Origin of the sequence: Paraflavitalea speifideaquila, from assembly GCF_032395985.1 — a bacterium.
Lineage (GTDB): Bacteria > Bacteroidota > Bacteroidia > Chitinophagales > Chitinophagaceae > Paraflavitalea > Paraflavitalea speifideaquila.
This window is the reverse complement of sequence record NZ_CP135920.1, coordinates 7,952,971-7,977,476: the sequence shown is the minus strand read 5'-3', so window position 1 is coordinate 7,977,476 and position 24,506 is coordinate 7,952,971. Positions and strand designations below refer to the sequence as shown.

The following is a 24,506-nucleotide window of genomic DNA, read 5'->3' as shown; positions in this document are numbered from 1 at the left end:
GGGTACAAGGGCTTAATGTGTGAGGATCACATGACCTTTGCGGAAGGCGGGCACACCTCCCTCAATATGATAGCTGCATACCCATATATAGCTGCCATTATCGCAAGGTTTTCCCTTATAGGTACCATCCCAGCCTTTGTCGGGATCGGTGGTATTAAATACGCGTTCGCCATACCGGTTGTAGACCTGCAAGTTAAATTGCAGGGTTGGCCCATATACGAGGGCCCTGAATACATCATTTTGCCGGTCGCCATTGGGGCTAAAAGCGTTGGGGATAAATACGCCATACAGACAATCCTTCTGAAATACCAGGGTAGTGTCTTTTCCTACACAGCCATTGTTATCTGTTACTGTCAATACATACAAACCGGGTTTGTTGATTTGGGTTGTTGCATTGCTGGAACCTGTAGACCATTGATAGTGCTTGTATGTTTTAGCGGGCACCAGGGTGAGTTTGGAATATTTACAGATAGAATCAACCGATTTAAGGAATTCGGCAGGAAGCGGATTGATCTTATTGATACGTATACTGTCGCTACCTACGCATTGGTGGTTGTTGGTAACGGTAACCCAGTAATGGCCCGCTGCTGCTGCCTGGAAGGTGCGGTTGGTACTACCATCCTGCCATTGGTAGGTAGTGTGGCTGCCGGCATCGAGTAGTTTGGGACTGCCTGCGCAAAGGTCCTGATCGGCGCCCAATGAAACTACTGGCAGGGAATAGGTTTGAAGTACGCGGAGTGTGTCGCGGGAAAAACAGCCATTGGGGTCTTTGGCTGCTACATAATAGCTCCCTGCATTTTTGGCGGTGATGGTAGCGGAGATACTACCTGTGCTCCATTGGTATTGGAGGTATCCCGTCCCTGCTGTAAGGGTGATGGAATCGGAAGCGCAAAAGCTGGTATCGGCGCCCAGGCGAACAGGTTGGGGGAACAAGAGTTTTATAGAGAGGGTATCTTTTGCGGAACAGCCATCGTTGGTAATACCCTGTACGATGATCGAGGTATCCTGGTAAGGCGCCACCTTTACTTGCTGACCCTGTCCAAGGAGTAGACCGCCGGGTGACCAGTTATACTTTGCAAAACCAGGAGAAGCCAATAATGCCAGGGTATCCTGTATGCAGGCTACTATATCTTGCCCCAGGGTTAATGGAGGTACAATGGCGGGATTGATGTTAATGGTGTCTGCAAACTCATCGCCACAGGAGTTGGCCACTTTTACAAAGTATTGGCCGGCTTGTTTTGCTTTGAATTCAATGCCGGTTGATCCATCCTGCCAGGTATATTGTGCATAGCCGGTGCCTGCCTTTAAGGTTATTGAATCGCCAGGGCAGAGTAGGGTATCTTTTCCAAGGGTCAGGGAGGAAGGTTCTTTTTGTATGTTTAGCAGTATGCTGCCTTCAAAGATCTTGCACCCGGTATTCAATTTGCCTTTGATCCATACCTGGCCGTCTTTTTTAAAACGCAGGACTACTGAATTGGCATTTACGCACTGCAGGGTAACCATGCTGGTATCGTATTTCCATTGTGGTTTGATGGTGCAATTGGGGTCTTTGTTGAATGAAATGGTAATATCTGTATTGAGTTGGCAAATATTGCCGGGGTCCAATACATCTAAGAAGGAGCATTCCTGGACGGTATTGCACACAATGGAGCCCAGGTTTAAAGCGGATTGATCGGGGAGAAATTGTAATGTAAAAGTAGACGCCGGGTAATTGATGGTGAATGGTGTACAGGTAATGGGGGTAGTATTGAGGGGATTTCGGAGAGGTTAGCAGGTTTGGAACTGCCGGAACAAGTGCCTACTTCGCCCTCCTGCCCATATTTGATGATAAAGGTTTCCCAATTGTTACCGCCAACTCCATAGGGGTAGTTGCCACCAGAATACATATAACCGCCATCGCTAACGCCAATGCCCCGGCTAACACGGAATCGTTCCAGCTCATAATCTCTTGCATACAGGATATTGAGGGCCGTATCAGCCTTTAGCATTGCTTCATTCCACCGGCTGCCATTCCAATAATTGTAATTAACGTAGAGATAGCCGTCTCTGGCCGTGGCGGCCCGCATCATGGAGCCTGCATCGGATGAAGTCAGCATCTTAACAGGGCGGCCTGTGGTATCGAAAAGACCGACCAATAAATTTGTATTGGAGCCGGCATAAAAGATATGTCCTGCATCATAGGTCAGTTTCCGTGTGTACATCATACCATCTGTGTTTTTGAGGAAAGCATAGCTGTTGAGCACTTGTCCGGTTGTCTTATCCAGTCTGATGGATATGCCATTGGTGGCCTCTGCTACAAGGATGAGACTGGACGGTGTAGTGGTAGCGCAGATGGTACCCAGAAACACATTGGAGTTGATCTCATAGTACTTTGCCCAGAGGTCGTTTCCTGCTGCATCTACTTTGTAAACGAACGCTTTGGGTTTTCCATAAAACCCAGATTACAACTAATGAAGTAATAATTTCCTTCGGCGTCCCTGTGTATGTCTCCTATGGTCATGCCACCTGCATACCAGCCGGAAGGGGAAAAGGTTTTGCTCCATACTTGTTGCAGATCTTCATCAACGATGGTTACGTTGTACCGTGGCTGGTTATTAAAAGATACGTTTGATACCAGGGCTACGTATTGGCTATCTACCGGAATGGCTTTGATGGGTAGGGAGCTGGTATTGTCATATACGGATACTGCTTTTAATAAAGCGCCTTTTTCGTTCAATATTTTCAGGCCATAAGTAATCTGATTCATTCCGCCCAGTATACGGTCATACCTGGCAGTAGCGATGAATTGTTTATTGCCACGTAGTAAGTGGTATTGAGAAATTACATCAACATAGCTATTGGAACGGAAGGTTTTGTAATAGGTACTTAGGCAGCTATCCTCCAGCGGATCTTTGGGGCAAAAGTATTCCCTGCAATCGAAACTGGGAGCATAGGCGCTGGCGATATCGGTAACGGGGGCATTGATGCCAATACTGGTTGGGTTGACGGTGAAGGCAGCGATGGGCGTATTGGGTTCGAGGATGGTTTCGGTGCTATTGATAGTAAGTGTTTGGTAGCCACAGGTGGGCAATGTGCCGATACTGTCGGTTTTGATCAGGATGATATGATCTGCCGTAGTACTATTGAGACCAAAAAGAAAACCGCCATCGAAGGAGCGGGCGATACCGGCAATGGAAGATGCATTGAGTACGGCATACTCCCTGCAAAATTCGGGCGCTGTATTATTATAGGAGAAATGCTTGATGAATATCAACTGTCCGGAGGCGGGCAGGAAATAACCCAAGGCATCACCTGCATTATCCATCGCTGCAGTAACGCCCAGGTGAAGGGCCACAGGTACCTGGTACTTATGTACGGTTTCGCTTTTTCGGAACCATAAATATTATTCCTGAAGCCATCATATCCGCCACCGGTGTTTTTGGTAACGCCCAATATGTTCAACCTTTCATTGAACCCCGTAGTGGCCATTGCCTTGCTTTCGGCAGGCCCATTGTTTTCGATATGGGTGGTGATCAAAACCCCGGTTGTTATATCAATATCAAATACCTGTACAGCTGGGTTCCCGTTGAACTGGCAATTGGTAACCAGTCCTAATTTTCCGTTCATGAGGGTACTAAAGCCCACGAGTCCGGTTAAGGAGGTGGGTGTTACTTTTTTATTCCATTGCGGGTTGCCTGTTTCGTCATAGGCTTTATAGTGGATGGAATTGGCCAGTTGAACGGCTACGGCTATAAAATTAAGTCTGAAAAGGTCTAGTGTGACCTTAACGGGCAATTCGGTTTCGTTGACTGTTTTTATCCAGGTGGCAGAAAGGTTGTCTTTGAACCTGGCCATAAAGGTGGCCTGGGTGCCATCGGCAAATAGCCCTGCAATATAAATATCACCGGTGAGGGAAATCCTGGCGTCGGCGATGATGGTGGGCTGGTTGTTGATGCGCAATCTTTTCTGGGCAAGGATATTGCCATCGTTGGAAAGCACCAGGAGCAAACCTTCTTTGGCTCCATTGGCCAGTGTGATGGTACCAGCCGCCAGGTAGTTGTTGTTGGGAAAGGTTTGTAATTCAGACAGTACCACCTGTTCACCTGGAGCTACGGGTATCTTTAGTTGAAAGGTGCTGTTGTTGCAAGGGGCGGCGGTGGTACGGGCCGTGGCGGTGGATCGGGATACCTTCAAGGCATTGGCTAATGGGACGCGGTGTTGCCATTTGATGAAGGAATCGGGCTGTATGGGTTGGGGGTAAATGTTTTGTCGTGATTGTGCCTGCAGGCAGTATGCGAATAGGATGCATACTACAGCAATTAGCATTGGTTTGCTACTCGGTGCAGGCCAGGGGGTGGTCATAAACAAATATAAATATTACAATTGATTTTTATAGTCCAGGCCTGGCAGTAATGCAAAAGGGTGTCTTCGTATAAGCGAAGACACCCTTTTGAAAAGAGGTGACACCTTTCTTTTTCGACGGAGAAAAAGGTGTCACCTCTCTCGGAACGCTGTTGCTTTCGAAGCTTAATAGCTATCGTTCTGCTTCAGGTAATCCTTGATATTGTTGGCAGCGTCGATTGCTGTTTGAGGAATAGGGAAGAGTCTTTTCTTGGGATTGTTGTTGTTTTTCTCTGTCCAGGTGCCTTCGTATTTGCCAAAGCGTATCATATCTGTTCTTCTGAGGCATTCCCAATAAAATTCAAATCCACGTTCCCTGAAAAGGATATCGAGGTTCATGCTGGAGAGTGCAGGAGGAAGCTGCCTGGCAGTGCGTGAAGCTCTTACGGTATTGACATCATTCAAGGCGCCACCGGCATCATTGTTCTTGCGCAGTTTTGCCTCGGCAAGCATGTGATAAACATCGGCCAGGCGCAGGATCACAATATTGGCTTCGCCAAAGTTGCGGCCACTAACTGATTTACGGCTGAACTCATATTTGGATACGCGGTAGCCGGAAGGGTAGTTGCTGCCTTCGGTGGTATAATCCACTTTCTCGGTGAAGATCACAGGCAATGTAGGCCTGGTACGGGTATCGTGAAACAGGGGCCCTACTTTCATATTGCCATTGACGCATTTTACAAACACACCACCTTTGCGGATAAGGCCATATTGTTGACCACGCAGGATGCCACGGTTGATATTGAATTGAGCGGCAGGTACGCAGCTATCGGCTGGATTGGTGTAAATACCAAGGTTTTGTTTGAAGAACCGGGGATCGGCCACAGCGGGATCGATAGTGCCGTATGCGCTTACCCATGATTGGTAAAAATCGGAGGTAATGGCGGGGCCATCGGTACCATTGGCATTTACATAATCGGGTAAAGGAAATTGATCACCGGAAAGGGAGAAGTAGGCCATGCGGTTGTGACCGTTGAGGTCAGCGCGCTGGTCAACGGCGAAGATGATCTCCTTATTGGTGTCGTTGTTATCGTCGAAGATGGAAAAGTATTCTGGTGACAACTTGTATTTGTTGGTGGCGATGATCTTACCGCAATACTCGATCACTTTGTCCATATCGGCTGCCGGGAAATTGAATTGGGTAGCATAGATATCCTTGTACACGGCGGTGTTGAGGTACAGGCGGGCGAGGATACCCCAGCAGGCTTCTTTGGACATGCGGCCATGGGTTGCTGTGCTTTCGAGGTTGGGCTCGGCGGCCAGCAGTTCGCTCTTGATATATTCTACTGCCTGGGTGCCTCTCAGGATAACAGATGTTTCCAGGGGTTCGTCTTTAGAAAACACAATTCCAAACAGGTCGAGCGACAGCATATTGTAATAAGCCCGCATAGCCCTTGCTTCGGCCAGGAACGTTTTGGCAGAAGGGTCTTTAGAGGTAGGCAGGGTTTTCAGTGCTGTAATAGACCTGGAAATGGACTGGGTGATGAAGTTCCAGGTGTTCCTGATATTGGGATCGGTCGTGGTAAAGTTGTGGGTGTGCATGGCGATATAGATACCGTTATCGCCCCAATCGGTGCCACCGCGGTAAGGCAGGATGGCTTCATCGGTAGATATTTCCTGGAGGGCCAGGTAGTTGGTGTGCAAGAAGATATTGGGCAACTGGGCATACACAGGTGCGATAATACCTTCGGCAATTTGCTTTATCAGTAAGACCTACAGACGATGTTTCGTCGAGGATCTTTTCATTCAGTTTGGTGCAACCGGTACCTGCTACCAGTGCAGTTATAAGGAGTGGAAGTATAAATGATTGCTTCTTCATGTTAAATCGCTTTAGAATGTTACGTTAAGACCAAAGAGGAATGACCTTGCTTTGGGATAGCTGAGGTAATCAATACCGTAAGAGGATACGCCTCCATCCTGGCGGTCGATATTCACTTCGGGATCATATCCATCATAAGGTGTGATCACAAACAGGTTCTGGCCGGTGAGTGATACACGGATGGCAGATACCCATTTGGAAAGGCCCATTTTGGCTGGATTGAAGTTGTATCCGATGGCCAGGTTGTTGAAGCGGAAATATTTTCCATCTTTCACGAACCGGGAAGAAATGGGTGCATCATTGGTTTTGGCCTCTTCGGGGTATTTGATGGCTTCGGCGGTTGTATTTACTCCTTTAGACAGCAACAGTTTATAGAAATTGGAATTGGCGGTATTGTCGTAGATCTTATTGCCTGATACGCCATTGAGGTTGGCGGCCAGGTCGAACCCTTTATAGGCCAGTGTAAAGAACAGGTTGTAAGTGCGGTTGGGCAGGGCTGTTCCTATTGGCAAACGGTCGTAGTCGTTGATAAGACCGTCATTGTTTACATCCCTATAGGCGCTTTTACCATTGGCATCAAAACCAATAAACTCTTTGAGGTAGTAGGTTCCGATGGGTTGGTTGTTGATATAGCCATTTACGGGTGAGCTGGTGAGGCCCGCACCTTGAGCAAAACCAGAGGCGATGACTGAGTAAGGTGAATTTTTCACCTTGTTGTCAATGAAGGTAATATTACCACCTACTGAATAGGTGAAGCCGCCGGGGGTAGTATGCCTATAGTTCAGGTCGGCTTCCACACCCTGGTTAATGATGTCCATATCCTTAATATTGCTCCAGGTGGTATTGGCTGGTTGGATAGGATCGGCGGGTATGATCTGGAGGAGGATATTGTTGGATACTTTTCTAAAGTAATCAACGGTTCCGCTTAATGCACCTTTGAATAATTCAAAGTCTACGCCCACATCGGTTTGAGTAGATACTTCCCACTGAATGTCGGGATTGGCAAACCTGTTATAGGTAGTACCAGCGGGGTAAGCAGTACCGGGGTAGAGGGGATAGCTGGTGGTTCCTGATACCTGTGAGGTAAATAAGGCCTGGGTGATCTTGGGAGGAATTTCCTGGTTACCGGTTTGCCCCCACCCTGCCCGCAGCTTCAAATTATGGAAGAAGGAATTTTCCAGGAAGGATTCTTTGGAAAGTATCCATGCGCCGGCGAATGAAGGATAATAACCGTATTTGTTGTTGGCGCCGAATTTGGAAGAACCATCGGCCCGGATTGAAGCGGTAAACAGGTAGCGGTCATTGTATTGATAATTCACCCTTCCAAAGTAAGATTGCAGTTCGTTGATATAGGCCGAACCGGAGGGCTTGTTACCGGCGAGGGTTAATTCCTGTCCGAGCCCTGGGTTGTAGAGGGGCTCTATATCAGAGATCGCAAAATTGTTGATGCTGGTAGCCCTTGTTTGCACAAATATCTTTTGGTAAGAATATCCTGCGAGGGCGGTGAGCTTGTGCCTGTCGATAGTAGTGGAATAATTGAGGGTATGCTCGATCAGGTGGTTGCGATTGACGTTGTTATAGGTTTCGAGCCTGCCCGGACGCAAGGGAACGGAATTGGGCAGTGATTGGATATCTCTATTACCGGTAGCATTGTCGATGCCGAAATTCAGTTTGTATACCAGTCCTTTGGTAAGGGTTAAAGCACCGCTTACATTACCCAGTACACGGTTGATGGTGGTAAGGTCTTTTTCCAGGGCCAGTACAGTCAATGGGTTGATGCCATTTTGGAAAACATAGGGTTTGCCATCGGTGCCATAAGCTGGGATGGTAGGATTGGTAGAGATAGCGCCGCCGATAAGGCCGCCGATACTTGGGCGGAGGTTGACGGTATTATTAGCGCTTAAGTTTACCTCGATCACCAATTTGTCGTCGAGCAGTTTCTGGGAAAGGTTGATACGGCCGTTGTACCTTTTGATCTCATTGCCTTTCAGGATACCTTCCTGTATTTGCATACCGAGGGAGCCGAAGTAATTAAACTTATTGGTTCCACCTGATAGGCTAAGGTTGTGATTTTGGGTAAATGCGGTACGGCTGACTTCATCCTGCCAGTCGATAGCGCCTTTAAAATCCTCTACTGTACCGCCGAGGGCTGTTACTTGTTTTTTGTATTCTTCTGCTCCAAATACGGGCAGTTTGCCAGCCATTTTACTGATGCCGCCACTGAAGGTATAATTGGTGGTGCTGACGCCAGCTTTGCCCCTTTGGTGGTGACCAGTACTACGCCGTTGGCGCCGCGGGCTCCATAGATGGCGGTAGCGGATGCATCTTTCAATACGTCGATAGATTCAATATCCTGTGGATTGATAAAAGCGAGTGGATTGGAGGCACCGCCGGTGGTGTTGTTGTCGAGGGCCATTCCATCTACAACAAAGAGGGGTGCCGCATCGGCCCTCAAGCTTCCAGGGCCGCGTACGGTAACTTTTGCATACCGCCTGGTTCGCCGGTGGCAGAGGTAATATTTACACCGGATACTTTTCCCTGGAGGAGTTCTTCGGGTGAGTTGATGATACCGCGGTTGAAATCGGTACTCTTCACCGATTTAACCGATCCGGTAACGTCGCGTTTGGTGGATTTACCATATCCTACCACTACTACTTCGGCAGCAGTGTTGGAGGCTGATTGTTCCAGTTTTGCCTCCAGGGTAATATTGCCTGAAGCATCGGGTTTGCCGGAAACTACTTTTTCGGCATAGCCTACGTGGGAAAAGGTAAAAGTGTAAGTGCCTGAGGCATCGAGTCCTTTAAATTCAAATGTTCCTTTTGAATCGGTTTGAGCTGATCTTTTAAAAGCGGATTTTTCTTTAGCTATTATCACCGTAACACCGGGCATGGGGGCATCGGCTTCATTCAATACGGTTCCTCTAGCGGTTGCCTGGTTGGTTTGGGAATATGCCGTAGCATACATGATCAGGTGCAGCAATAGCAGTACACCCCACATGGTAACCCGTGGGTTGATTAATTTCATTTTGGCGCTAATTTTAATTGAGTTGCAAAGTTGTTAGAAATCTGTGGGTATGGATTGATGGTTGGATTATGAATGAGTTAAGTTAATGAGAACTAAATATTATCTTTTATCTTATTACGAAACCGGTTTCGTAATAAAAGTGGGTCAGGAGTCCAGCTTTTGGGGATTGTTTTACGGGGCGGTGTATGCGCAATTGTTGGGATAGTCTAGGTGTATTGTGCCGGACTGTTAGGTTCCTTGTTTACTACTTCTCTGTGAGTTGCCTGGGTATTGTACTAAACTACACTTGGGACCTATTCAGTGGTTGTATGTATCGTGAGGGGTTGTGTAGGGTGGTTAGTGGATAGTATATGGGTGATATGAGGGTAATCTATGGCTGATATGAGGGTTTGGACCTCATCATGTCCTCGTCAACTCCTCGTCAGGTCCTCTACAGGTCCTCGTCAGCTTTTCTTATATTATGGTATATAATATATGTAAATTTTGTAAATTGGAGATAATTGATTCATAATTCCATTAAAAACCGACCAGTATGGCTAAAAAGAAAAAGCGAAGGTGGACGGATCGGCCTCCTTGCCCTGATCCAGACCGGTACAGTTGGGTAGAAACGATTGAAGGGGGCTATTGGCGAAGGAAGCGGGAGCCGATCCTGAATAGTGTGTTACAAATGAATGCGAACAATACGCGGATAACGAATGAGGCGGCGAGCCGGGTAATGGTCAAGTTGCAGCCCTTTACACAGGATCTTCTTTTGCGGCGAACGATGGCGAAGATGGCAGGCGCTTTTAAGAAATCAATGGCTGCTAATAACAGAATGGATTATACAAACCTGAATAGTCTGGACTTCCAGGAAAGTGAATACAAAATGGCGAAGCTGTATAAAGGGAGCTGGATGGTGAAGGAGGAAAAAGGGGTGTTGTACATCAATGTGAGGTTGGGTACCTTAAATATAAGGCGGCACAGTCCACTAGCGACAGGTTATTTTGCGGAGATCATTTTATTGTGGGGTGATCCTGGTAATGCAAAAAAGTTTGCGGGTAGATAGTACTGTATCGGAGTCTTTTCCTTTTGGAGCGGGAGCGCAGAAATTACATGATGTTGTGTTGTCGGCTCAATTGCCGGTTAAAGATCACTGGATGGCGATACTCAAGTTGAAATGTTTGGGTAAAGATGTGGAGCATGCTGCCAAATACCAGGCTATGAAAGTGGTAAAGGTGGGGAAGGGAGTTAAGGAATAAGGCAATACTCTTGTGCTAAAAGCTGGCAAAAGTGCGATGCCCTTAATTTAGATAATTGTTGGCGTTAAATTAGTAATTATTACTATATTATTTAGTATTTTTGTTTCTACTATCATCAGTGTATTTTTATTTGATGTCAAAAATTGAGAACGATATAAAGTTGGGAAATGGTATTTATTCAATACCTGATCTTGCTTTGATCCTACGTTTACCTCAATCTAAAATTCGAAGTTGGTTGAATGAATATTGGGATCTTCGTTTGGGGAGAAGCACAAAGAGAAGTATTCGTGGGGAACGGGCAGAAACAAAGCGACAAATTTTTATACGCTCATTGAATTCTTCGTTTTTATCAGTTACGGAATTTAAAGGTTAGCACAAAAACAATATTACGTGCTCATGAGGTAATGGCTGATCAACTTAATACCCCCTATCCATTCGCCTCTTCCGAGGTTCTAACAGACGGTAAGAAAATAATCTACTCATTGTATGATGGAACCACAATTAATGCAGATAATAGTCAACAGATTGTTTTTAAACAAATAATTGAATCTTTCTGTAAGCGAATTGAATTTTCTGAAACTCATCTTGCTGAACGATATTGGCCATTGGGAAAAAGACCGCCATATTGTTGTAGATCCTCATCATCAATTTGGCCAGCCGGTTATAGAGAAAACTAACCTTTTGGCGGAAACAATTTATGATTTGTATAATGCAGGAGAGAATAAGCAATTTATATCCCGATTATATAATGTTTCTGTTAGGGAAATAAACGATGCAATCGACTTTTTAATCATAACGCAGCTGCATGATACAGGTTTTAATCGATGAAAATCTATCAGAATATTTGGCTGAAGGGTTAGATAAGTTACAATTCCCATTAGATAATGGAATAGTCGTAACATCCATTTCAAAGGAATTCAATAAGGGTGTGAAAGATGAAGATTGGATACCAGCGTGGGGGAAGCGAAGAGGTGTTTTCATAACCCAGGATATCAAGATTACCAAAACCAGACAACAAGCACAGTTGCTCACAGAACATCACTTAGGGGCTTTTTTTCTGGATTTGCCCAAGAGTTATCGATATTGGGATAAAGTACAAATTGTTATTTCAAAATGGCCGGATATTAGTGTGTCTCCGAGTAGCCTAAAAAATCGTATTGTTTAGTTGCCTAATTTTGCTTTAAGCCGTAGTGATGGCTTGTGTTTTTTTCCACTGGTGGGGTAAGAGTTTCCTGAGTTGCCCGGTAGTCATCTCGTTGATGTTATGACTAAGCACTTCGCGGAGCCACTCATAAGGGTTTACGGTATTAAGTTTGCAGGTAACCAGCAGCGAGTATAAGAGGCCTGCTCTTTTGGCCGCTTCATGCGAGCCACAGAACAGGTAGTTTTTGCGTCCGACAGCCAGGTTTTTCATACAGCGCTCTATGGGATTATTATCAATATGCAAATGATTAGTAGAGGCATAGAGACTTAAGCCGTCCCAGCGTTTGATGCTGTAAGCTATAGCCTGTGCTATAGGGCTTTTCGGTTTTAGCTTTACATACTCCTGCTTCATCCACTCTCCCAGTTCTTTTAAAGTGTGTCTCCGAGTAGCCTAAAAAATCGTATTGTTTAGTTGCCTAATTTTGCTTTAAGCCGTAGTGATGGCTTGTGTTTTTTTCCACTGGTGGGGTAAGAGTTTCCTGAGTTGCCCGGTAGTCATCTCGTTGATGTTATGACTAAGCACTTCGCGGAGCCACTCATAAGGGTTTACGGTATTAAGTTTGCAGGTAACCAGCAGCGAGTATAAGAGGCCTGCTCTTTTGGCCGCTTCATGCGAGCCACAGAACAGGTAGTTTTTGCGTCCGACAGCCAGGTTTTTCATACAGCGCTCTATGGGATTATTATCAATATGCAAATGATTAGTAGAGGCATAGAGACTTAAGCCGTCCCAGCGTTTGATGCTGTAAGCTATAGCCTGTGCTATAGGGCTTTTCGGTTTTAGCTTTACATACTCCTGCTTCATCCACTCTCCCAGTTCTTTTAAAATAGGCACAGATTGTTCTGTCCGCCGCACTTTGATCTGGTCCGGGTTGAGCTGCTCTTCTCTACATTGCTCCTCGATCTTATAAAGCTTCGCTATCTCGGTCAAAGCATATTCTGCCCGAACTTTATCATTGCCTTTCGCCTCATAAAAATGACGGCGGGCATGGGCCATACAAAAGAACACATGTATTCCTTTGATGTCCAACTCTTCATAGACATCATAACCATCTACCTGCAAGTGACCCTTAAAATGTTGTAAGATATGTTTGGCTGCCAATGTATCCCTCCCCGATGATAATCAAAGTAGATCAGTTGCCCGTTATGCGTTAAGTACGTCCAGTAATACCCCTGGTGGGTATCTTTCTTCTTATTCCTGTCCAGAACCTGTATGGTTGTTTCATCACCATGCCAATAATCATATTGGTACATCTCATGCAGGTGCAGATGGCCCAGTGGCGCTACCACGTTCGCAACCTGCCGTACCCAATCGGTAATGGTTGAATAAGCAATGGTGACATTACTTCTCTTGAAGCAGTCCAACTGACGATTCAGCGGTTTATGATCTATAAACTTATCTATAATGATCTGTGCTAACAACTCCGGCGTGGCAATGCTCTTAGACAAGGCTTGCTCTGGAAGATGCGCCTGCACTATACGATGCTGATCAGGCCGTTCTGCTACAGAGCATTTATACTGAGGGATAATAGTACGTTGGAGAAATATTTCTCCCGGCTTCCAGCCAAGCTGTTCCTTTACTTCTTCTCCCACCTTCTCGCATCCGCTCACATCTTCCGGAGGCTCTATCACGGTCTCTTCCACCCGTAGATGATCCGGAAAGGCATTGGCTAACCCGTTTTCCCGTTGAACCTGTTTTTGCTTTACGTAACTTATCTTTTGAACATCAGCAAGGTTGGTTGCTTTATACCCCTGCTCAAAGGAAAGGCCTAATTCCTGCTGTTGCTGTAAAGGGGAAGGAACAAACTTCTCAGTCTTAAAACCACCCAGTAACTTCGTTAGTTGATACAATTGATATTGAAGCTGCGTTACCTGATCGCGTAATTCTTTATTGCTTTGTAATAGCTCCTGGTTGTTTTGTGGTAATTGTCCATTATTTTGTTGCTGTAGTTGCAGCATTGGAAGCAGTTGCTCATAGAGCGCTTTGTAATCTATATTTTCTGCTGCTGCTGACATTATACAAAGATAGCCCGGCTATGCATTTAAGCTATATCGTATAACCGAAAGTTATACAGCCGATGCGTGGATAAACCCGCATTCAAAAATGATTTTAAAAAACAGCACCAAAAATGTGGATAACCCGGCCTGTTTTTCTTAAAATAAAAAACGTTGCCATTTTTCGATGGCAACGTCAAATATATTCAACCCATGATCCATAAGGATTACATCGTACCGATGTACCGCTTTCGAAAAAACGCTTTCTTCAAAGAAACGCCCTGTAAGATCATACTTAATTGTTTAGCCGTAATACTACTGTGAGTGCCTTCCATAATACCTGCCGGTAACTCAAAGGTACCTTCCTCTAATCGCTTATAGTATAAGCTAAAACCATCCCCTTCCCATTCTAACGCCTTCAGGTGCGTTTGCCGTTTGTTCAAAAGATAAATACATCACCCGTCTGAATTTCCATTCCCAGTTCGTTGGTAACAAGCCCGCTCAAACCGTCAAAACTCTTCCTTACATCCGCCCACTTATGATACAACCAGTAATGGGTGCCGTTGTTGATCTGTAACATAAGTTAACTGATTAAAGCTTTTAAAAAACTCACAGATGGCTCCCGGTAAAAACGGATGCCCCGGTATTCCGCAAAGAGATCCTGGGAAATGGAAACCTCTTGCTGCCCTGTCACTGTTAGCAAAGTGAAACTACTTTGATTCTCCATCGGCTTATCTTCCAACCGGGCGTGATATTTCTTCTGCCAGTAGTGATATGTACCAGGTGAAAGATCATACAACTCACAAAAATCTTTTACTGTCATCGAACTGGCTTCATGTTCAGCTATCAACGCGAACATTTTTTGCTCCTTCGATAAGCCACTTGATTGCTTTTGTTCCATACGTTTACATTTTTGATAAGCCCAAAAAGTAAACTTTTTATAATATCTTAATTTTTAGCTACTCGGAGGTACACCTTTTAAAATAGGCACAGATTGTTCTGTCCGCCGCACTTTGATCTGGTCCGGGTTGAGCTGCTCTTCTCTACATTGCTCCTCGATCTTATAAAGCTTCGCTATCTCGGTCAAAGCATATTCTGCCCGAACTTTATCATTGCCTTTCGCCTCATAAAAATGACGGCGGGCATGGGCCATACAAAAGAACACATGTATTCCTTTGATGTCCAACTCTTCATAGACATCATAACCATCTACCTGCAAGTGACCCTTAAAATGTTGTAAGATATGTTTGGCTGCCAATGTATCCCTCCCCGATGATAATCAAAGTAGATCAGTTGCCCGTTATGCGTTAAGTACGTCCAGTAATACCCCTGGTGGGTATCTTTCTTCTTATTCCTGTCCAGAACCTGTATGGTTGTTTCATCACCATGCCAATAATCATATTGGTACATCTCATGCAGGTGCAGATGGCCCAGTGGCGCTACCACGTTCGCAACCTGCCGTACCCAATCGGTAATGGTTGAATAAGCAATGGTGACATTACTTCTCTTGAAGCAGTCCAACTGACGATTCAGCGGTTTATGATCTATAAACTTATCTATAATGATCTGTGCTAACAACTCCGGCGTGGCAATGCTCTTAGACAAGGCTTGCTCTGGAAGATGCGCCTGCACTATACGATGCTGATCAGGCCGTTCTGCTACAGAGCATTTATACTGAGGGATAATAGTACGTTGGAGAAATATTTCTCCCGGCTTCCAGCCAAGCTGTTCCTTTACTTCTTCTCCCACCTTCTCGCATCCGCTCACATCTTCCGGAGGCTCTATCACGGTCTCTTCCACCCGTAGATGATCCGGAAAGGCATTGGCTAACCCGTTTTCCCGTTGAACCTGTTTTTGCTTTACGTAACTTATCTTTTGAACATCAGCAAGGTTGGTTGCTTTATACCCCTGCTCAAAGGAAAGGCCTAATTCCTGCTGTTGCTGTAAAGGGGAAGGAACAAACTTCTCAGTCTTAAAACCACCCAGTAACTTCGTTAGTTGATACAATTGATATTGAAGCTGCGTTACCTGATCGCGTAATTCTTTATTGCTTTGTAATAGCTCCTGGTTGTTTTGTAGTAATTGTCCATTATTTTGTTGCTGTAGTTGCAGCATTGGAAGCAGTTGCTCATAGAGCGCTTTGTAATCTATATTTTCTGCTGCTGCTGACATTATACAAAGATAGCCCGGCTATGCATTTAAGCTATATCGTATAACCGAAAGTTATACAGCCGATGCGTGGATAAACCCGCATTCAAAAATGATTTTAAAAAACAGCACCAAAAAATGTGGATAACCCGGCCTGTTTTTCTTAAAATAAAAACGTTGCCATTTTTCGATGGCAACGTCAAATATATTCAACCCATGATCCATAAGGATTACATCGTACCGATGTACCGCTTTCGAAAAAACGCTTTCTTCAAAGAAACGCCCTGTAAGATCATACTTAATTGTTTAGCCGTAATACTACTGTGAGTGCCTTCCATAATACCTGCCGGTAACTCAAAGGTACCTTCCTCTAATCGCTTATAGTATAAGCTAAAACCATCCCCTTCCCATTCTAACGCCTTCAGGTGCGTTTGCCGTTTGTTCAAAAGATAAATACATCACCCGTCTGAATTTCCATTCCCAGTTCGTTGGTAACAAGCCCGCTCAAACCGTCAAAACTCTTCCTTACATCCGCCCACTTATGATACAACCAGTAATGGGTGCCGTTGTTGATCTGTAACATAAGTTAACTGATTAAAGCTTTTAAAAACTCACAGATGGCTCCCGGTAAAAACGGATGCCCCGGTATTCCGCAAAGAGATCCTGGGAAATGGAAACCTCTTGCTGCCCTGTCACTGTTAGCAAAGTGAAACTACTTTGATTCTCCATCGGCTTATCTTCCAACCGGGCGTGATATTTCTTCTGCCAGTAGTGATATGTACCAGGTGAAAGATCATACAACTCACAAAAATCTTTTACTGTCATCGAACTGGCTTCATGTTCAGCTATCAACGCGAACATTTTTGCTCCTTCGATAAGCCACTTGATTGCTTTTGTTCCATACGTTTACATTTTTGATAAGCCCAAAAGTAAACTTTTTATAATATCTTAATTTTTAGCTACTCGGAGGTACACGGATATTATTGAAATAATCAAGGAAAATAAAAGACCGCTTGCCTACACAATTACTCCAAGAAAGATCGCTAGACTTTCATTATAACCGAGAAGGGAGTTAGTTGACCAACTGCTTCACCCTTGTTTTGATGTATCCATTTTGTAAATACTGATAGAGGTTTTTGCCGGGACAATCGGTTTTTGCTGAATGGTCTTTGTGGGAGGCGATGGTTTCGGCGGGTATATTGTATCTTTTAACGCAATAGGCAATGAGTTTGGTCAGGGCTTCCAATTGTTTTTGGGGACTTCCTGTTCTTCAAAATTGCCCAGGCAGGAGATGAGCAAATGGCCTGCAGGATCATACTCGGTAGCGGTTTCGCCAACAGTATATACGTCCCTGCCCTCATAAATGGTTCCATCGGGAGCCACCAAAAAATGATAAGGGATATCAGCCCAGTTCCTGTCTTTGCCCATACCCCAGGTTTGTACATTCTTAATGTGCTTAGCAGCATCTTTGGAAGAATCGAAGGCGGTGCCCTCATGGTGGATGGTAATCTTTACGGGTGTATGCTGCCGGAATGCTTTGGGGGCTGCTGCATTCCACCCGGAGCGGGGCACGATGACTGCACTCGTGCCCACGATCTTAATGGTATTTTCTATTTCTTGATAGGTACTCTCATTGCCGTTGCGGTCTACTGCTGTTACCACAATATGGGTAGGCATGTTTTTATCGGCCGGTAATTCAAAGGTGGTAGACCGGTCATTGCGGTTCATGATCTTATACTTCCAGCTGATGTTGCCTGCATTGTCTTTGAACTTGCCATACACTACATAATGAAATACATCTTTGTCATCGGGATGGGTCCAGCTTACCTTTAAAGCATTGCCCAACTGGTCGAGGCTAACGGCCGGGGCATCAGGGGCTTTGTCATCCAGCCAAGGGCTAGCCGGTATCAGGGCTTGTTTTTATAGGGGCCATTGATGATGCCATTGGTCATTTGCGGGCTCTTGGTGAGTTGTGAAATACTCAATGGATGGCGCCGGCACTATTGGGCAACATACCACGGGTGGTCATAATTTGACCGATGATCTCATTTACATTCCGGATGCTGGTATCGGTGCCCACGCTCATGCCTGGCCATAAGTGCCTGCTCTGGGTGTTTTCGGCAGCCCACCAGCCTAGCAGGATGGGGAAGGATTGCATTTGGCGACTGATGGGCCAATACAATTGAGGAGAGAAATAATCTATCCATCCTTTGTTCAACCACAGTTTGGCATCGGCATAGAGTACGCTGTATTGATCAAAACCTGCTACGTATTCGGGATAACCGGGACGCCAGATACCAAAGGGGCTCAAGCCAAATTTCACATGTTTCTTTTCGTGCTTGATCTCTTTATACAAACGCTCAATGAACTTGTTGACGGCATCCCGGCGCCAATCGCCTCTTTCCAGTTTGCCACCACCTGCTTTATAGACTGCATAGCTGGCGCTATCGGGAAAATCTTCGCCTTTATTGTAGTCGGGATAGGGATAAAAATAGTCGTCGAAATGAACGCCATCAATATCATAGCGTTTTACAATGTCCATCACTACGGCAGCGGAATGGTCCTGGGTGCCTTTGAGGGCGGGATCGAACCACCAATAATTGCCCTGCTTTAGTTTCACTACCAGTTCGGGTCTTTTTTAACGATGGAGCTATCGGATACTTCGCCGCCAACGGTATGATGGGCACGATAAGGGTTGAGCCATACGTGTAATTCCAATCCACGGTCGTGGGCAGCTTCGGTCCAGAACTGTAAGGGATCATAATAAGGGGTGGGCGCCTTGCCTTGTACACCGGTGAGGTAATAGGACCAGGGTTCGAGGTCGCTTTTGTATAAGGCATCGGCTTGTGGTCTTACCTGGAAAACAACGGCATTGAAATTATTGGCTTTCAGGTAATCGAGTAAGGCGATGGCTTCCTGCTTTTGTTGATCGGTAGTGAGGCCAGGTTTGCTGGGCCAGTTGATATTGGCTACAGTGGCCACCCAGGCTGCGCGAAACTCACGGGATGCCTTGGGTAAGGAGCCAGGTGCAGCAGTAGCTGCTGCTTGTTGTTTTGTTGCTGATTTGGAGGAAGTGCAAGCTTGCACTAAAAAGACAATGGCAAGAGCAGTAAAAAGGATAATAATTTGTTGACCATAATACGGTATTGAAACGCTGTTTTGCAGTGAGGGCTAAAGATACAAGTACCAGGAAATGAAAGCTGTACTGCCGGTTTAAATTCGCTTAAAAAGTGCAGTTTGTTGCGGGATTTGTCGAGGGCTTTTCGCTTTGAGATTGTATTACCAGGTGGAAGTTACAGGAACCTGCAATGGAGTTGTGAAACGGTAGTCGGATCCTGAAGAAGGTGAGCCGCTCTACAACGCTGCATTCGCCGGGCGACAGAGCGACCCACCTTTGTACCTTGCGCGTGTACCTCCGAGTAGCTAAAAATTAAGATATTATAAAAAAGTTTACTTTTTTGGGCTTATCAAAATGTAAACGTATGGAACAAAAGCAATCAAGTGGCTTATCGAAGGAGCAAAAATGTTCGCGTTGATAGCTGAACATGAAGCCAGTTCGATGACAGTAAAAGATTTTTGTGAGTTGTATGATCTTTCACCTGGTACATATCACTACTGGCAGAAGAAATATCACGCCCGGTTGGAAGATAAGCCGATGGAGAATCAAAGTAGTTTCACTTTGCTAACAGTGACAGGGCAGCAAGAGGTTTCCATTTCCCAGGATCTCTTTGCGGAATACCGGGGCATCCGTTTTTACCGGGAGCCATCTGTGAGTTTTTTAAAAGCTTTAATCAGTTAACTTATGTTACAGATCAACAACGGCACCCATTACTGGTTGTATCATAAGTGGGCGGATGTAAGGAAGAGTTTTGACGGTTTGAGCGGGCTTGTTACCAACGAACTGGGAATGGAAATTCAGACGGGTGATGTATTTATCTTTTGAACAAACGGCAAACGCACCTGAAGGCGTTAGAATGGGAAGGGGATGGTTTTAGCTTATACTATAAGCGATTAGAGGAAGGTACCTTTGAGTTACCGGCAGGTATTATGGAAGGCACTCACAGTAGTATTACGGCTAAACAATTAAGTATGATCTTACAGGGCGTTTCTTTGAAGAAAGCGTTTTTTCGAAAGCGGTACATCGGTACGATGTAATCCTTATGGATCATGGGTTGAATATATTTGACGTTGCCATCGAAAAAATGGCAACGTTTTTTATTTTAAGAAAAACAGGCCGGGTTATCCACATTTTTGGTGCTGTTTTTTAAAATCATTTTTGAATGCGGGTTTATCCACGCATCGGCTGTATAACTTTCGGTTATACGATATAGCTTAAATGCATAGCCGGGCTATCTTTGTATAATGTCAGCAGCAGCAGAAAATATAGATTACAAAGCGCTCTATGAGCAACTGCTTCCAATGCTGCAACTACAGCAACAAAATAATGGACAATTACTACAAAACAACCAGGAGCTATTACAAAGCAATAAAGAATTACGCGATCAGGTAACGCAGCTTCAATATCAATTGTATCAACTAACGAAGTTACTGGGTGGTTTTAAGACTGAGAAGTTTGTTCCTTCCCCTTTACAGCAACAGCAGGAATTAGGCCTTTCCTTTGAGCAGGGGTATAAAGCAACCAACCTTGCTGATGTTCAAAAGATAAGTTACGTAAAGCAAAAACAGGTTCAACGGGAAAACGGGTTAGCCAATGCCTTTCCGGATCATCTACGGGTGGAAGAGACCGTGATAGAGCCTCCGGAAGATGTGAGCGGATGCGAGAAGGTGGGAGAAGAAGTAAAGGAACAGCTTGGCTGGAAGCCGGGAGAAATATTTCTCCAACGTACTATTATCCCTCAGTATAAATGCTCTGTAGCAGAACGGCCTGATCAGCATCGTATAGTGCAGGCGCATCTTCCAGAGCAAGCCTTGTCTAAGAGCATTGCCACGCCGGAGTTGTTAGCACAGATCATTATAGATAAGTTTATAGATCATAAACCGCTGAATCGTCAGTTGGACTGCTTCAAGAGAAGTAATGTCACCATTGCTTATTCAACCATTACCGATTGGGTACGGCAGGTTGCGAACGTGGTAGCGCCACTGGGCCATCTGCACCTGCATGAGATGTACCAATATGATTATTGGCATGGTGATGAAACAACCATACAGGTTCTGGACAGGAATAAGAAGAAAGATACCCACCAGGGGTATTACTGGACGTACTTAACGCATAACGGGCAACTGATCTACTTTGATTATCATCGGGGAGGGATACATTGGCAGCCAAACATATCTTACAACATTTTAAGGGTCACTTGCAGGTAGATGGTTATGATGTCTATGAAGAGTTGGACATCAAAGGAATACATGTGTTCTTTTGTATGGCCCATGCCCGCCGTCATTTTTATGAGGCGAAAGGCAATGATAAAGTTCGGGCAGAATATGCTTTGACCGAGATAGCGAAGCTTTATAAGATCGAGGAGCAATGTAGAGAAGAGCAGCTCAACCCGGACCAGATCAAAGTGCGGCGGACAGAACAATCTGTGCCTATTTTAAAAGAACTGGGAGAGTGGATGAAGCAGGAGTATGTAAAGCTAAAACCGAAAAGCCCTATAGCACAGGCTATAGCTTACAGCATCAAACGCTGGGACGGCTTAAGTCTCTATGCCTCTACTAATCATTTGCATATTGATAATAATCCCATAGAGCGCTGTATGAAAAACCTGGCTGTCGGACGCAAAAACTACCTGTTCTGTGGCTCGCATGAAGCGGCCAAAAGAGCAGGCCTCTTATACTCGCTGCTGGTTACCTGCAAACTTAATACCGTAAACCCTTATGAGTGGCTCCGCGAAGTGCTTAGTCATAACATCAACGAGATGACTACCGGGCAACTCAGGAAACTCTTACCCCACCAGTGGAAAAAACACAAGCCATCACTACGGCTTAAAGCAAAATTAGGCAACTAAACAATACGATTTTTTAGGCTACTCGGAGACACACCCTTGCGCCAGGTTCGCAGTATTCACTGGATAAGGTAAGAAGGAGTCAATATTCGGTGTTCCGAAAGCATTCGGGAGTGAGTGGGGAGTGGTGTAATTTAGTGATCTATAATTATGGCAAAGGAATCATCAGAGATCAATCCGGCGGGGATTAAACTTTCACGGCAATCGGCTACGCCGCTCTACGTACAATTGTATGAGCAGTTTCGCGCGATGATCCTGGGGAACAGGCTGCGACCGGGTGACCGCCTGCCACCGGGCAGGAACCTGGCCAAAGAACTGGGAGTGGCGCGGGTAATTGTTAGTCAGGCTTATGAACAGCTGATCATGGAAGGCTACTTATCGGGCAAAACAGGGGCCGGCACTTTTGTAGCGGCACAATTGCCTGATCATTTATTAAATGCTTCTCCCAATAAAACGGCTGGTATAAAGGCGGTGGCTGCTAAAAGCGCATCACCCGAGCCGCCTGAAAATCTTCAAACAGGCAGTCGTATAGGCGCCATCGCTTTTCAGATAGGTATGCCAGCACTGGATCAATTCCCCTATAAAATATGGCAGCAGGTAGGGAACCAGGTATTGAAAGACCTTAAACAGGCGCACCTGGGTTATGAAGACACGCTGGGTTATTGGAACCTGCGTAAAGCGATTGCTGCTTACCTGCGTATAGCACGGGCCGTTATCTGTGAAGCAGAACAGGTAATAGTGGTAACAGGTTCGCAGCAAGGCCTGAACCTGGTAGTGGAATGTTTACTGAATAAAGGCGACCGGGTATGGCTGGAAGATCCGGGTTATTATGGCGCCAAGATTGCTTTTACCAATGCCGGTGCCTCGATCTGCCCGGTGCCGGTAGAAACAGATGGCCTGGATGTTGGTTATGGCCTACGGCATTATCCCGATGCCAAATTGGCCTACGTGACGCCCTCGCATCAATTCCCCTGGGGTATACTTTATCACAAGCCAAGCGGGAACAATTACTCGAATGGGCCCATGAACAGGAAAGCTGGATACTGGAAGATGATTATGACAGTGAGTTTCGCTATGAAGGAAGGCCACTGCCCAGCTTACAAGGAATGGATAGGCATGGCCGGGTGATCTACTCGGGCACCTTCAGCAAAGTATTGTTTCCGGGGTTAAGACTGGCCTATATTGTACTACCCTCTGTAAAGCTTATCAACCGGTTCAAACGGGTGAAGGATAACCAGGACCGGCAATCACCGATCATGGAACAAATGATCTTATGTGGATTTATGGAAGGGGGTATTTCCTGCGGCATATCCGTAAAATGCGGTTTTTGTATGCTGAACGGCAACAACAATTACTACAATTGTTGCAAACACAGCTCAATGATGAACTGCAGGTGAATATGGCTCCATCGGGCATGCACCTCTTGTGCTGGCTACGAGAGGGGATAGACATCGTAAGGTTTAAAGAAGGGATCAGGAAACGTGGGTTGGCGGTTTCATTTGTACGTAGTTTCTCATTGCAACATGAACTGCGGCCAGCGATCTTACTGGGATTTACAGCCTATACGAAATACAAAATGAAAGTGGGGTAGAACTGTTGAGGGAGTGTTTGAGGGAGGGGAATGGTGAGTGCGTTTGAGCTGGCAATCGGCAGTCGGCAGTCGGCAATCTTTTGCTTCGATGGTAGGGGGTAAGTTAATTCTCAATTGGTCTTATTGGTTTGGGTAAAATGGACCCAAAGGCTATGGCGAGGGGCTATTAGTTTTGTTTTCAGATTCGAAAACAAAAAACCAATAGTCATGGAATCAATGCCATCAAACACTACTACATCATTAGACAATGGGCCCTTTAGTACAACGGACAATCATCCTCGTAAAAGGATCAAGGTACTGGATGCTGAAATGAGTTATATTGATACTGGTACAGGTGATCCGGTTGTATTCTTACATGGTAATCCTACTTCTTCTTTTCTTTGGCGCAATATTATTCCCTGGTTGAGTAAATACCGCCGTTGCCTGGCGCCGGATCTGATTGGTATGGGGCAATCGAGCAAATCGCCCGGCAAAAATTATCGCTTTGCCGATCATGTGGCCTACCTGGATGCCTGGTTTGAAGCCGTGGGCCTGAAGCAAAACATCATCCTGGTATTGCACGACTGGGGCTCGGCGTTGGGCTTTAACCGGGCTTTCCGGTACCAGGATCAAATAAAAGGGATTGCCTATATGGAAGCGATCGTGCAACCACGCTTATGGAGTGATTTCCCAAATGGGCGGGATGGGATCTTCCGCGCACTTCGTTCGGACAGAGGAGAGAAAATGATCCTGGAAGATAATTTCTTCATTGAAACTGTTTTGCCCAAGAGTATTATCCGCACGCTTAGTGAGGAAGAAATGGATGCTTACCGGGCCCCATTCACCAAACCTGCCGACCGGTTGCCCACCTTGCAGTTTCCGCGTGAAATACCGATTGAAGGTGAGCCGCCGCATATTGTAGGTATGGTAGAGCAATATGGTCAATGGCTGGCGCAAAGTCGGTTTCCCAAATTGCTGATCTCGGCAACGCCAGGCGCCCTGCTGGTAGGTCGTGCGCTTGATTTTTGCAGAACCTGGCCCAATCAACGGGAAGTAACGGTTAAAGGCATCCATTATATACAAGAAGATTCTCCTGCTGAAATTGGTGAAGCGGTACGGGAGTTTGTGTTGAATGATTGTGTGTAGGAAATTAAGCTATGAGCTGCGAG

The 24,506-nt window shown here is 45.6% G+C and carries 25 protein-coding genes and 6 pseudogenes; 11 read left to right on the top strand and 20 right to left on the bottom strand.

All coding sequences use genetic code 11. The features are described 5' to 3' along the window. Nucleotides 1–12: 12 nt before the first annotated feature. The 8 genes from RS881_RS54685 to RS881_RS54650 all read right to left on the bottom strand — a co-directional run bounded on the left by RS881_RS54685 (nt 13) and on the right by RS881_RS54650 (nt 9,223). On the bottom strand, nt 13–1,644 hold the full coding sequence (locus RS881_RS54685) for a T9SS type B sorting domain-containing protein (RefSeq protein WP_315818484.1): 1,632 nt from the start codon (nt 1,642–1,644) through the stop codon (nt 13–15). A 14-nt stretch (nt 1,645–1,658) separates the two neighbouring features. Then, nucleotides 1,659–2,348, bottom strand: coding sequence for a hypothetical protein (locus RS881_RS54680; protein WP_315818483.1), 690 nt, complete (start codon nt 2,346–2,348; stop codon nt 1,659–1,661). 50 nt (nt 2,349–2,398) lie between these two features. Continuing rightward, nucleotides 2,399–3,334 (bottom strand): hypothetical protein, encoded by a 936-nt coding sequence (locus tag RS881_RS54675; RefSeq protein ID WP_315818482.1) that lies wholly within the window; start codon nt 3,332–3,334, stop codon nt 2,399–2,401. Further along, nucleotides 3,250–4,173 carry a hypothetical protein gene (locus tag RS881_RS54670; RefSeq protein WP_315818481.1) on the bottom strand — a complete coding sequence of 308 codons (924 nt, stop codon included), beginning with the start codon at nt 4,171–4,173 and terminating at the stop codon, nt 3,250–3,252. Before RS881_RS54670 ends, RS881_RS54675 begins: the two co-directional genes overlap by 85 nt. A gap of 333 nt (nt 4,174–4,506) precedes the next feature. Continuing rightward, the gene (locus tag RS881_RS54665) at nt 4,507–6,051 is read right to left on the bottom strand and encodes a RagB/SusD family nutrient uptake outer membrane protein (RefSeq protein ID WP_315818480.1); all 1,545 of its coding nucleotides are present in this window, start codon (nt 6,049–6,051) and stop codon (nt 4,507–4,509) included. A gap of 159 nt (nt 6,052–6,210) precedes the next feature. Further along, complete coding sequence (locus tag RS881_RS54660) at nt 6,211–8,403, bottom strand: SusC/RagA family TonB-linked outer membrane protein (protein ID WP_315818479.1); 2,193 nt, start codon at nt 8,401–8,403, stop codon at nt 6,211–6,213. Continuing rightward, entirely contained in the window at nt 8,352–8,654 is a 303-nt protein-coding gene (locus tag RS881_RS54655; protein ID WP_315818478.1) for a TonB-dependent receptor plug domain-containing protein, read from the bottom strand. The genes RS881_RS54660 and RS881_RS54655 overlap by 52 nt, the downstream gene beginning before the upstream one ends. Then, nucleotides 8,651–9,223, bottom strand: a complete 573-nt coding sequence (locus RS881_RS54650; protein ID WP_315818477.1) for a carboxypeptidase regulatory-like domain-containing protein — start codon at nt 9,221–9,223, stop codon at nt 8,651–8,653. Before RS881_RS54650 ends, RS881_RS54655 begins: the two co-directional genes overlap by 4 nt. Nucleotides 9,224–9,755: 532 nt before the next feature. Between RS881_RS54650 and RS881_RS54645 the strand changes: the two genes are divergently transcribed. The 4 genes from RS881_RS54645 to RS881_RS54630 all read left to right on the top strand — a co-directional run bounded on the left by RS881_RS54645 (nt 9,756) and on the right by RS881_RS54630 (nt 11,626). Beyond that, complete coding sequence (locus RS881_RS54645; protein ID WP_315818476.1) at nt 9,756–10,268, top strand: hypothetical protein; 513 nt, start codon at nt 9,756–9,758, stop codon at nt 10,266–10,268. After that, the gene (locus RS881_RS54640; RefSeq protein WP_315818475.1) at nt 10,255–10,461 is read left to right on the top strand and encodes a hypothetical protein; all 207 of its coding nucleotides are present in this window, start codon (nt 10,255–10,257) and stop codon (nt 10,459–10,461) included. The genes RS881_RS54645 and RS881_RS54640 overlap by 14 nt, the downstream gene beginning before the upstream one ends. 585 nt (nt 10,462–11,046) lie before the next feature. Beyond that, on the top strand, nt 11,047–11,289 hold the full coding sequence (locus tag RS881_RS54635) for a DUF433 domain-containing protein (RefSeq protein WP_315818474.1): 243 nt from the start codon (nt 11,047–11,049) through the stop codon (nt 11,287–11,289). Further along, nucleotides 11,267–11,626: a PIN-like domain-containing protein gene (locus tag RS881_RS54630; RefSeq protein WP_315818473.1), complete on the top strand. Its 360-nt coding sequence runs from the start codon at nt 11,267–11,269 to the stop codon at nt 11,624–11,626. Before RS881_RS54635 ends, RS881_RS54630 begins: the two co-directional genes overlap by 23 nt. 15 nt (nt 11,627–11,641) lie before the next feature. Here the strand turns inward: RS881_RS54630 and RS881_RS54625 are convergent, their stop codons facing one another. The 12 genes and pseudogenes from RS881_RS54625 to RS881_RS54575 form a co-directional block, all read right to left on the bottom strand. Further along, complete coding sequence (locus tag RS881_RS54625; protein ID WP_315818472.1) at nt 11,642–12,016, bottom strand: IS66 family transposase; 375 nt, start codon at nt 12,014–12,016, stop codon at nt 11,642–11,644. 75 nt (nt 12,017–12,091) lie between these two features. After that, on the bottom strand, nt 12,092–12,238 hold the full coding sequence (locus tag RS881_RS54620; protein WP_315824521.1) for a transposase domain-containing protein: 147 nt from the start codon (nt 12,236–12,238) through the stop codon (nt 12,092–12,094). Then, nucleotides 12,239–13,620, bottom strand: a pseudogene (tnpC, locus tag RS881_RS54615) (IS66 family transposase); the annotation flags it as partial. 263 nt (nt 13,621–13,883) lie between these two features. Next, nucleotides 13,884–14,236 (bottom strand): annotated as a pseudogene (gene tnpB / locus RS881_RS61270) (IS66 family insertion sequence element accessory protein TnpB). A gap of 3 nt (nt 14,237–14,239) precedes the next feature. Next, nucleotides 14,240–14,557: an IS66 family insertion sequence element accessory protein TnpA gene (gene tnpA / locus RS881_RS54605; RefSeq protein WP_315814461.1), complete on the bottom strand. Its 318-nt coding sequence runs from the start codon at nt 14,555–14,557 to the stop codon at nt 14,240–14,242. A 54-nt stretch (nt 14,558–14,611) separates the two neighbouring features. Continuing rightward, a pseudogene (tnpC, locus tag RS881_RS54600) lies at nt 14,612–15,771 on the bottom strand (IS66 family transposase). Nucleotides 15,772–16,034: 263 nt separating this feature from the next. Next, nucleotides 16,035–16,387, bottom strand: a pseudogene (gene tnpB, locus RS881_RS61265) (IS66 family insertion sequence element accessory protein TnpB). A 20-nt stretch (nt 16,388–16,407) separates the two neighbouring features. Further along, on the bottom strand, nt 16,408–16,656 hold the full coding sequence (gene tnpA / locus RS881_RS54590) for an IS66 family insertion sequence element accessory protein TnpA (RefSeq protein ID WP_315818471.1): 249 nt from the start codon (nt 16,654–16,656) through the stop codon (nt 16,408–16,410). 220 nt (nt 16,657–16,876) lie between these two features. Then, complete coding sequence (locus tag RS881_RS61260) at nt 16,877–17,050, bottom strand: peptidoglycan recognition protein family protein (protein ID WP_350340051.1); 174 nt, start codon at nt 17,048–17,050, stop codon at nt 16,877–16,879. Continuing rightward, the gene (locus tag RS881_RS61255) at nt 17,038–17,649 is read right to left on the bottom strand and encodes a peptidoglycan recognition protein family protein (RefSeq protein WP_350340050.1); all 612 of its coding nucleotides are present in this window, start codon (nt 17,647–17,649) and stop codon (nt 17,038–17,040) included. The genes RS881_RS61260 and RS881_RS61255 overlap by 13 nt, the downstream gene beginning before the upstream one ends. 136 nt (nt 17,650–17,785) lie before the next feature. Continuing rightward, nucleotides 17,786–18,424, bottom strand: a complete 639-nt coding sequence (locus tag RS881_RS54580) for a glycoside hydrolase family 10-like protein (RefSeq protein WP_315818470.1) — start codon at nt 18,422–18,424, stop codon at nt 17,786–17,788. Further along, nucleotides 18,424–18,891 (bottom strand): glycoside hydrolase family 10-like protein, encoded by a 468-nt coding sequence (locus tag RS881_RS54575; RefSeq protein WP_315818469.1) that lies wholly within the window; start codon nt 18,889–18,891, stop codon nt 18,424–18,426. Before RS881_RS54575 ends, RS881_RS54580 begins: the two co-directional genes overlap by 1 nt. A gap of 445 nt (nt 18,892–19,336) precedes the next feature. Here RS881_RS54575 and tnpA (RS881_RS54570) point away from each other — a divergent pair, with 445 nt between their 5' ends. From tnpA (RS881_RS54570) to RS881_RS54540, 7 genes and pseudogenes are all read left to right on the top strand, one after another. After that, nucleotides 19,337–19,603 (top strand): IS66 family insertion sequence element accessory protein TnpA, encoded by a 267-nt coding sequence (gene tnpA / locus RS881_RS54570; RefSeq protein WP_315818468.1) that lies wholly within the window; start codon nt 19,337–19,339, stop codon nt 19,601–19,603. A gap of 3 nt (nt 19,604–19,606) precedes the next feature. Further along, a pseudogene (gene tnpB, locus RS881_RS54565) lies at nt 19,607–19,959 on the top strand (IS66 family insertion sequence element accessory protein TnpB). A gap of 207 nt (nt 19,960–20,166) precedes the next feature. Beyond that, a pseudogene (tnpC, locus tag RS881_RS54560) lies at nt 20,167–21,605 on the top strand (IS66 family transposase); the annotation flags it as partial. Beyond that, on the top strand, nt 21,603–21,770 hold the full coding sequence (locus tag RS881_RS61250) for a transposase domain-containing protein (protein ID WP_350340287.1): 168 nt from the start codon (nt 21,603–21,605) through the stop codon (nt 21,768–21,770). The pseudogene tnpC (RS881_RS54560) and the gene RS881_RS61250, both read left to right, overlap by 3 nt. A 147-nt stretch (nt 21,771–21,917) precedes the next feature. Continuing rightward, on the top strand, nt 21,918–22,895 hold the full coding sequence (locus tag RS881_RS54550; protein WP_315818465.1) for an aminotransferase-like domain-containing protein: 978 nt from the start codon (nt 21,918–21,920) through the stop codon (nt 22,893–22,895). A 145-nt stretch (nt 22,896–23,040) separates the two neighbouring features. Further along, nucleotides 23,041–23,358: a hypothetical protein gene (locus RS881_RS54545; protein WP_315818464.1), complete on the top strand. Its 318-nt coding sequence runs from the start codon at nt 23,041–23,043 to the stop codon at nt 23,356–23,358. A gap of 207 nt (nt 23,359–23,565) precedes the next feature. Continuing rightward, nucleotides 23,566–24,483, top strand: a complete 918-nt coding sequence (locus tag RS881_RS54540; RefSeq protein WP_315818463.1) for a haloalkane dehalogenase — start codon at nt 23,566–23,568, stop codon at nt 24,481–24,483. The last annotated feature ends 23 nt before the right edge of the window (nt 24,484–24,506 follow it).

Bases quoted from the DNA above. Each gene is read 5' to 3' on its own strand.
- RS881_RS54660 (WP_315818479.1), bottom strand. From the start codon at position 8,403: ATGGCTGGCAAACTGCCCGTATTTGGAGCAGAAGAATACAAAAAACAA.
- RS881_RS54650 (WP_315818477.1), bottom strand. From the start codon at position 9,223: ATGAAATTAATCAACCCACGGGTTACCATGTGGGGTGTACTGCTATTG.
- RS881_RS54645 (WP_315818476.1), top strand. From the start codon at position 9,756: ATGGCTAAAAAGAAAAAGCGAAGGTGGACGGATCGGCCTCCTTGCCCT.
- RS881_RS54630 (WP_315818473.1), top strand. From the start codon at position 11,267: ATGATACAGGTTTTAATCGATGAAAATCTATCAGAATATTTGGCTGAA.
- RS881_RS54625 (WP_315818472.1), bottom strand. From the start codon at position 12,016: ATGAAGCAGGAGTATGTAAAGCTAAAACCGAAAAGCCCTATAGCACAG.
- tnpA (WP_315814461.1), bottom strand. From the start codon at position 14,557: ATGGAACAAAAGCAATCAAGTGGCTTATCGAAGGAGCAAAAAATGTTC.
- RS881_RS54550 (WP_315818465.1), top strand. From the start codon at position 21,918: ATGGCAAAGGAATCATCAGAGATCAATCCGGCGGGGATTAAACTTTCA.
- RS881_RS54545 (WP_315818464.1), top strand. From the start codon at position 23,041: ATGTGGATTTATGGAAGGGGGTATTTCCTGCGGCATATCCGTAAAATG.
- RS881_RS54540 (WP_315818463.1), top strand. From the start codon at position 23,566: ATGGAATCAATGCCATCAAACACTACTACATCATTAGACAATGGGCCC.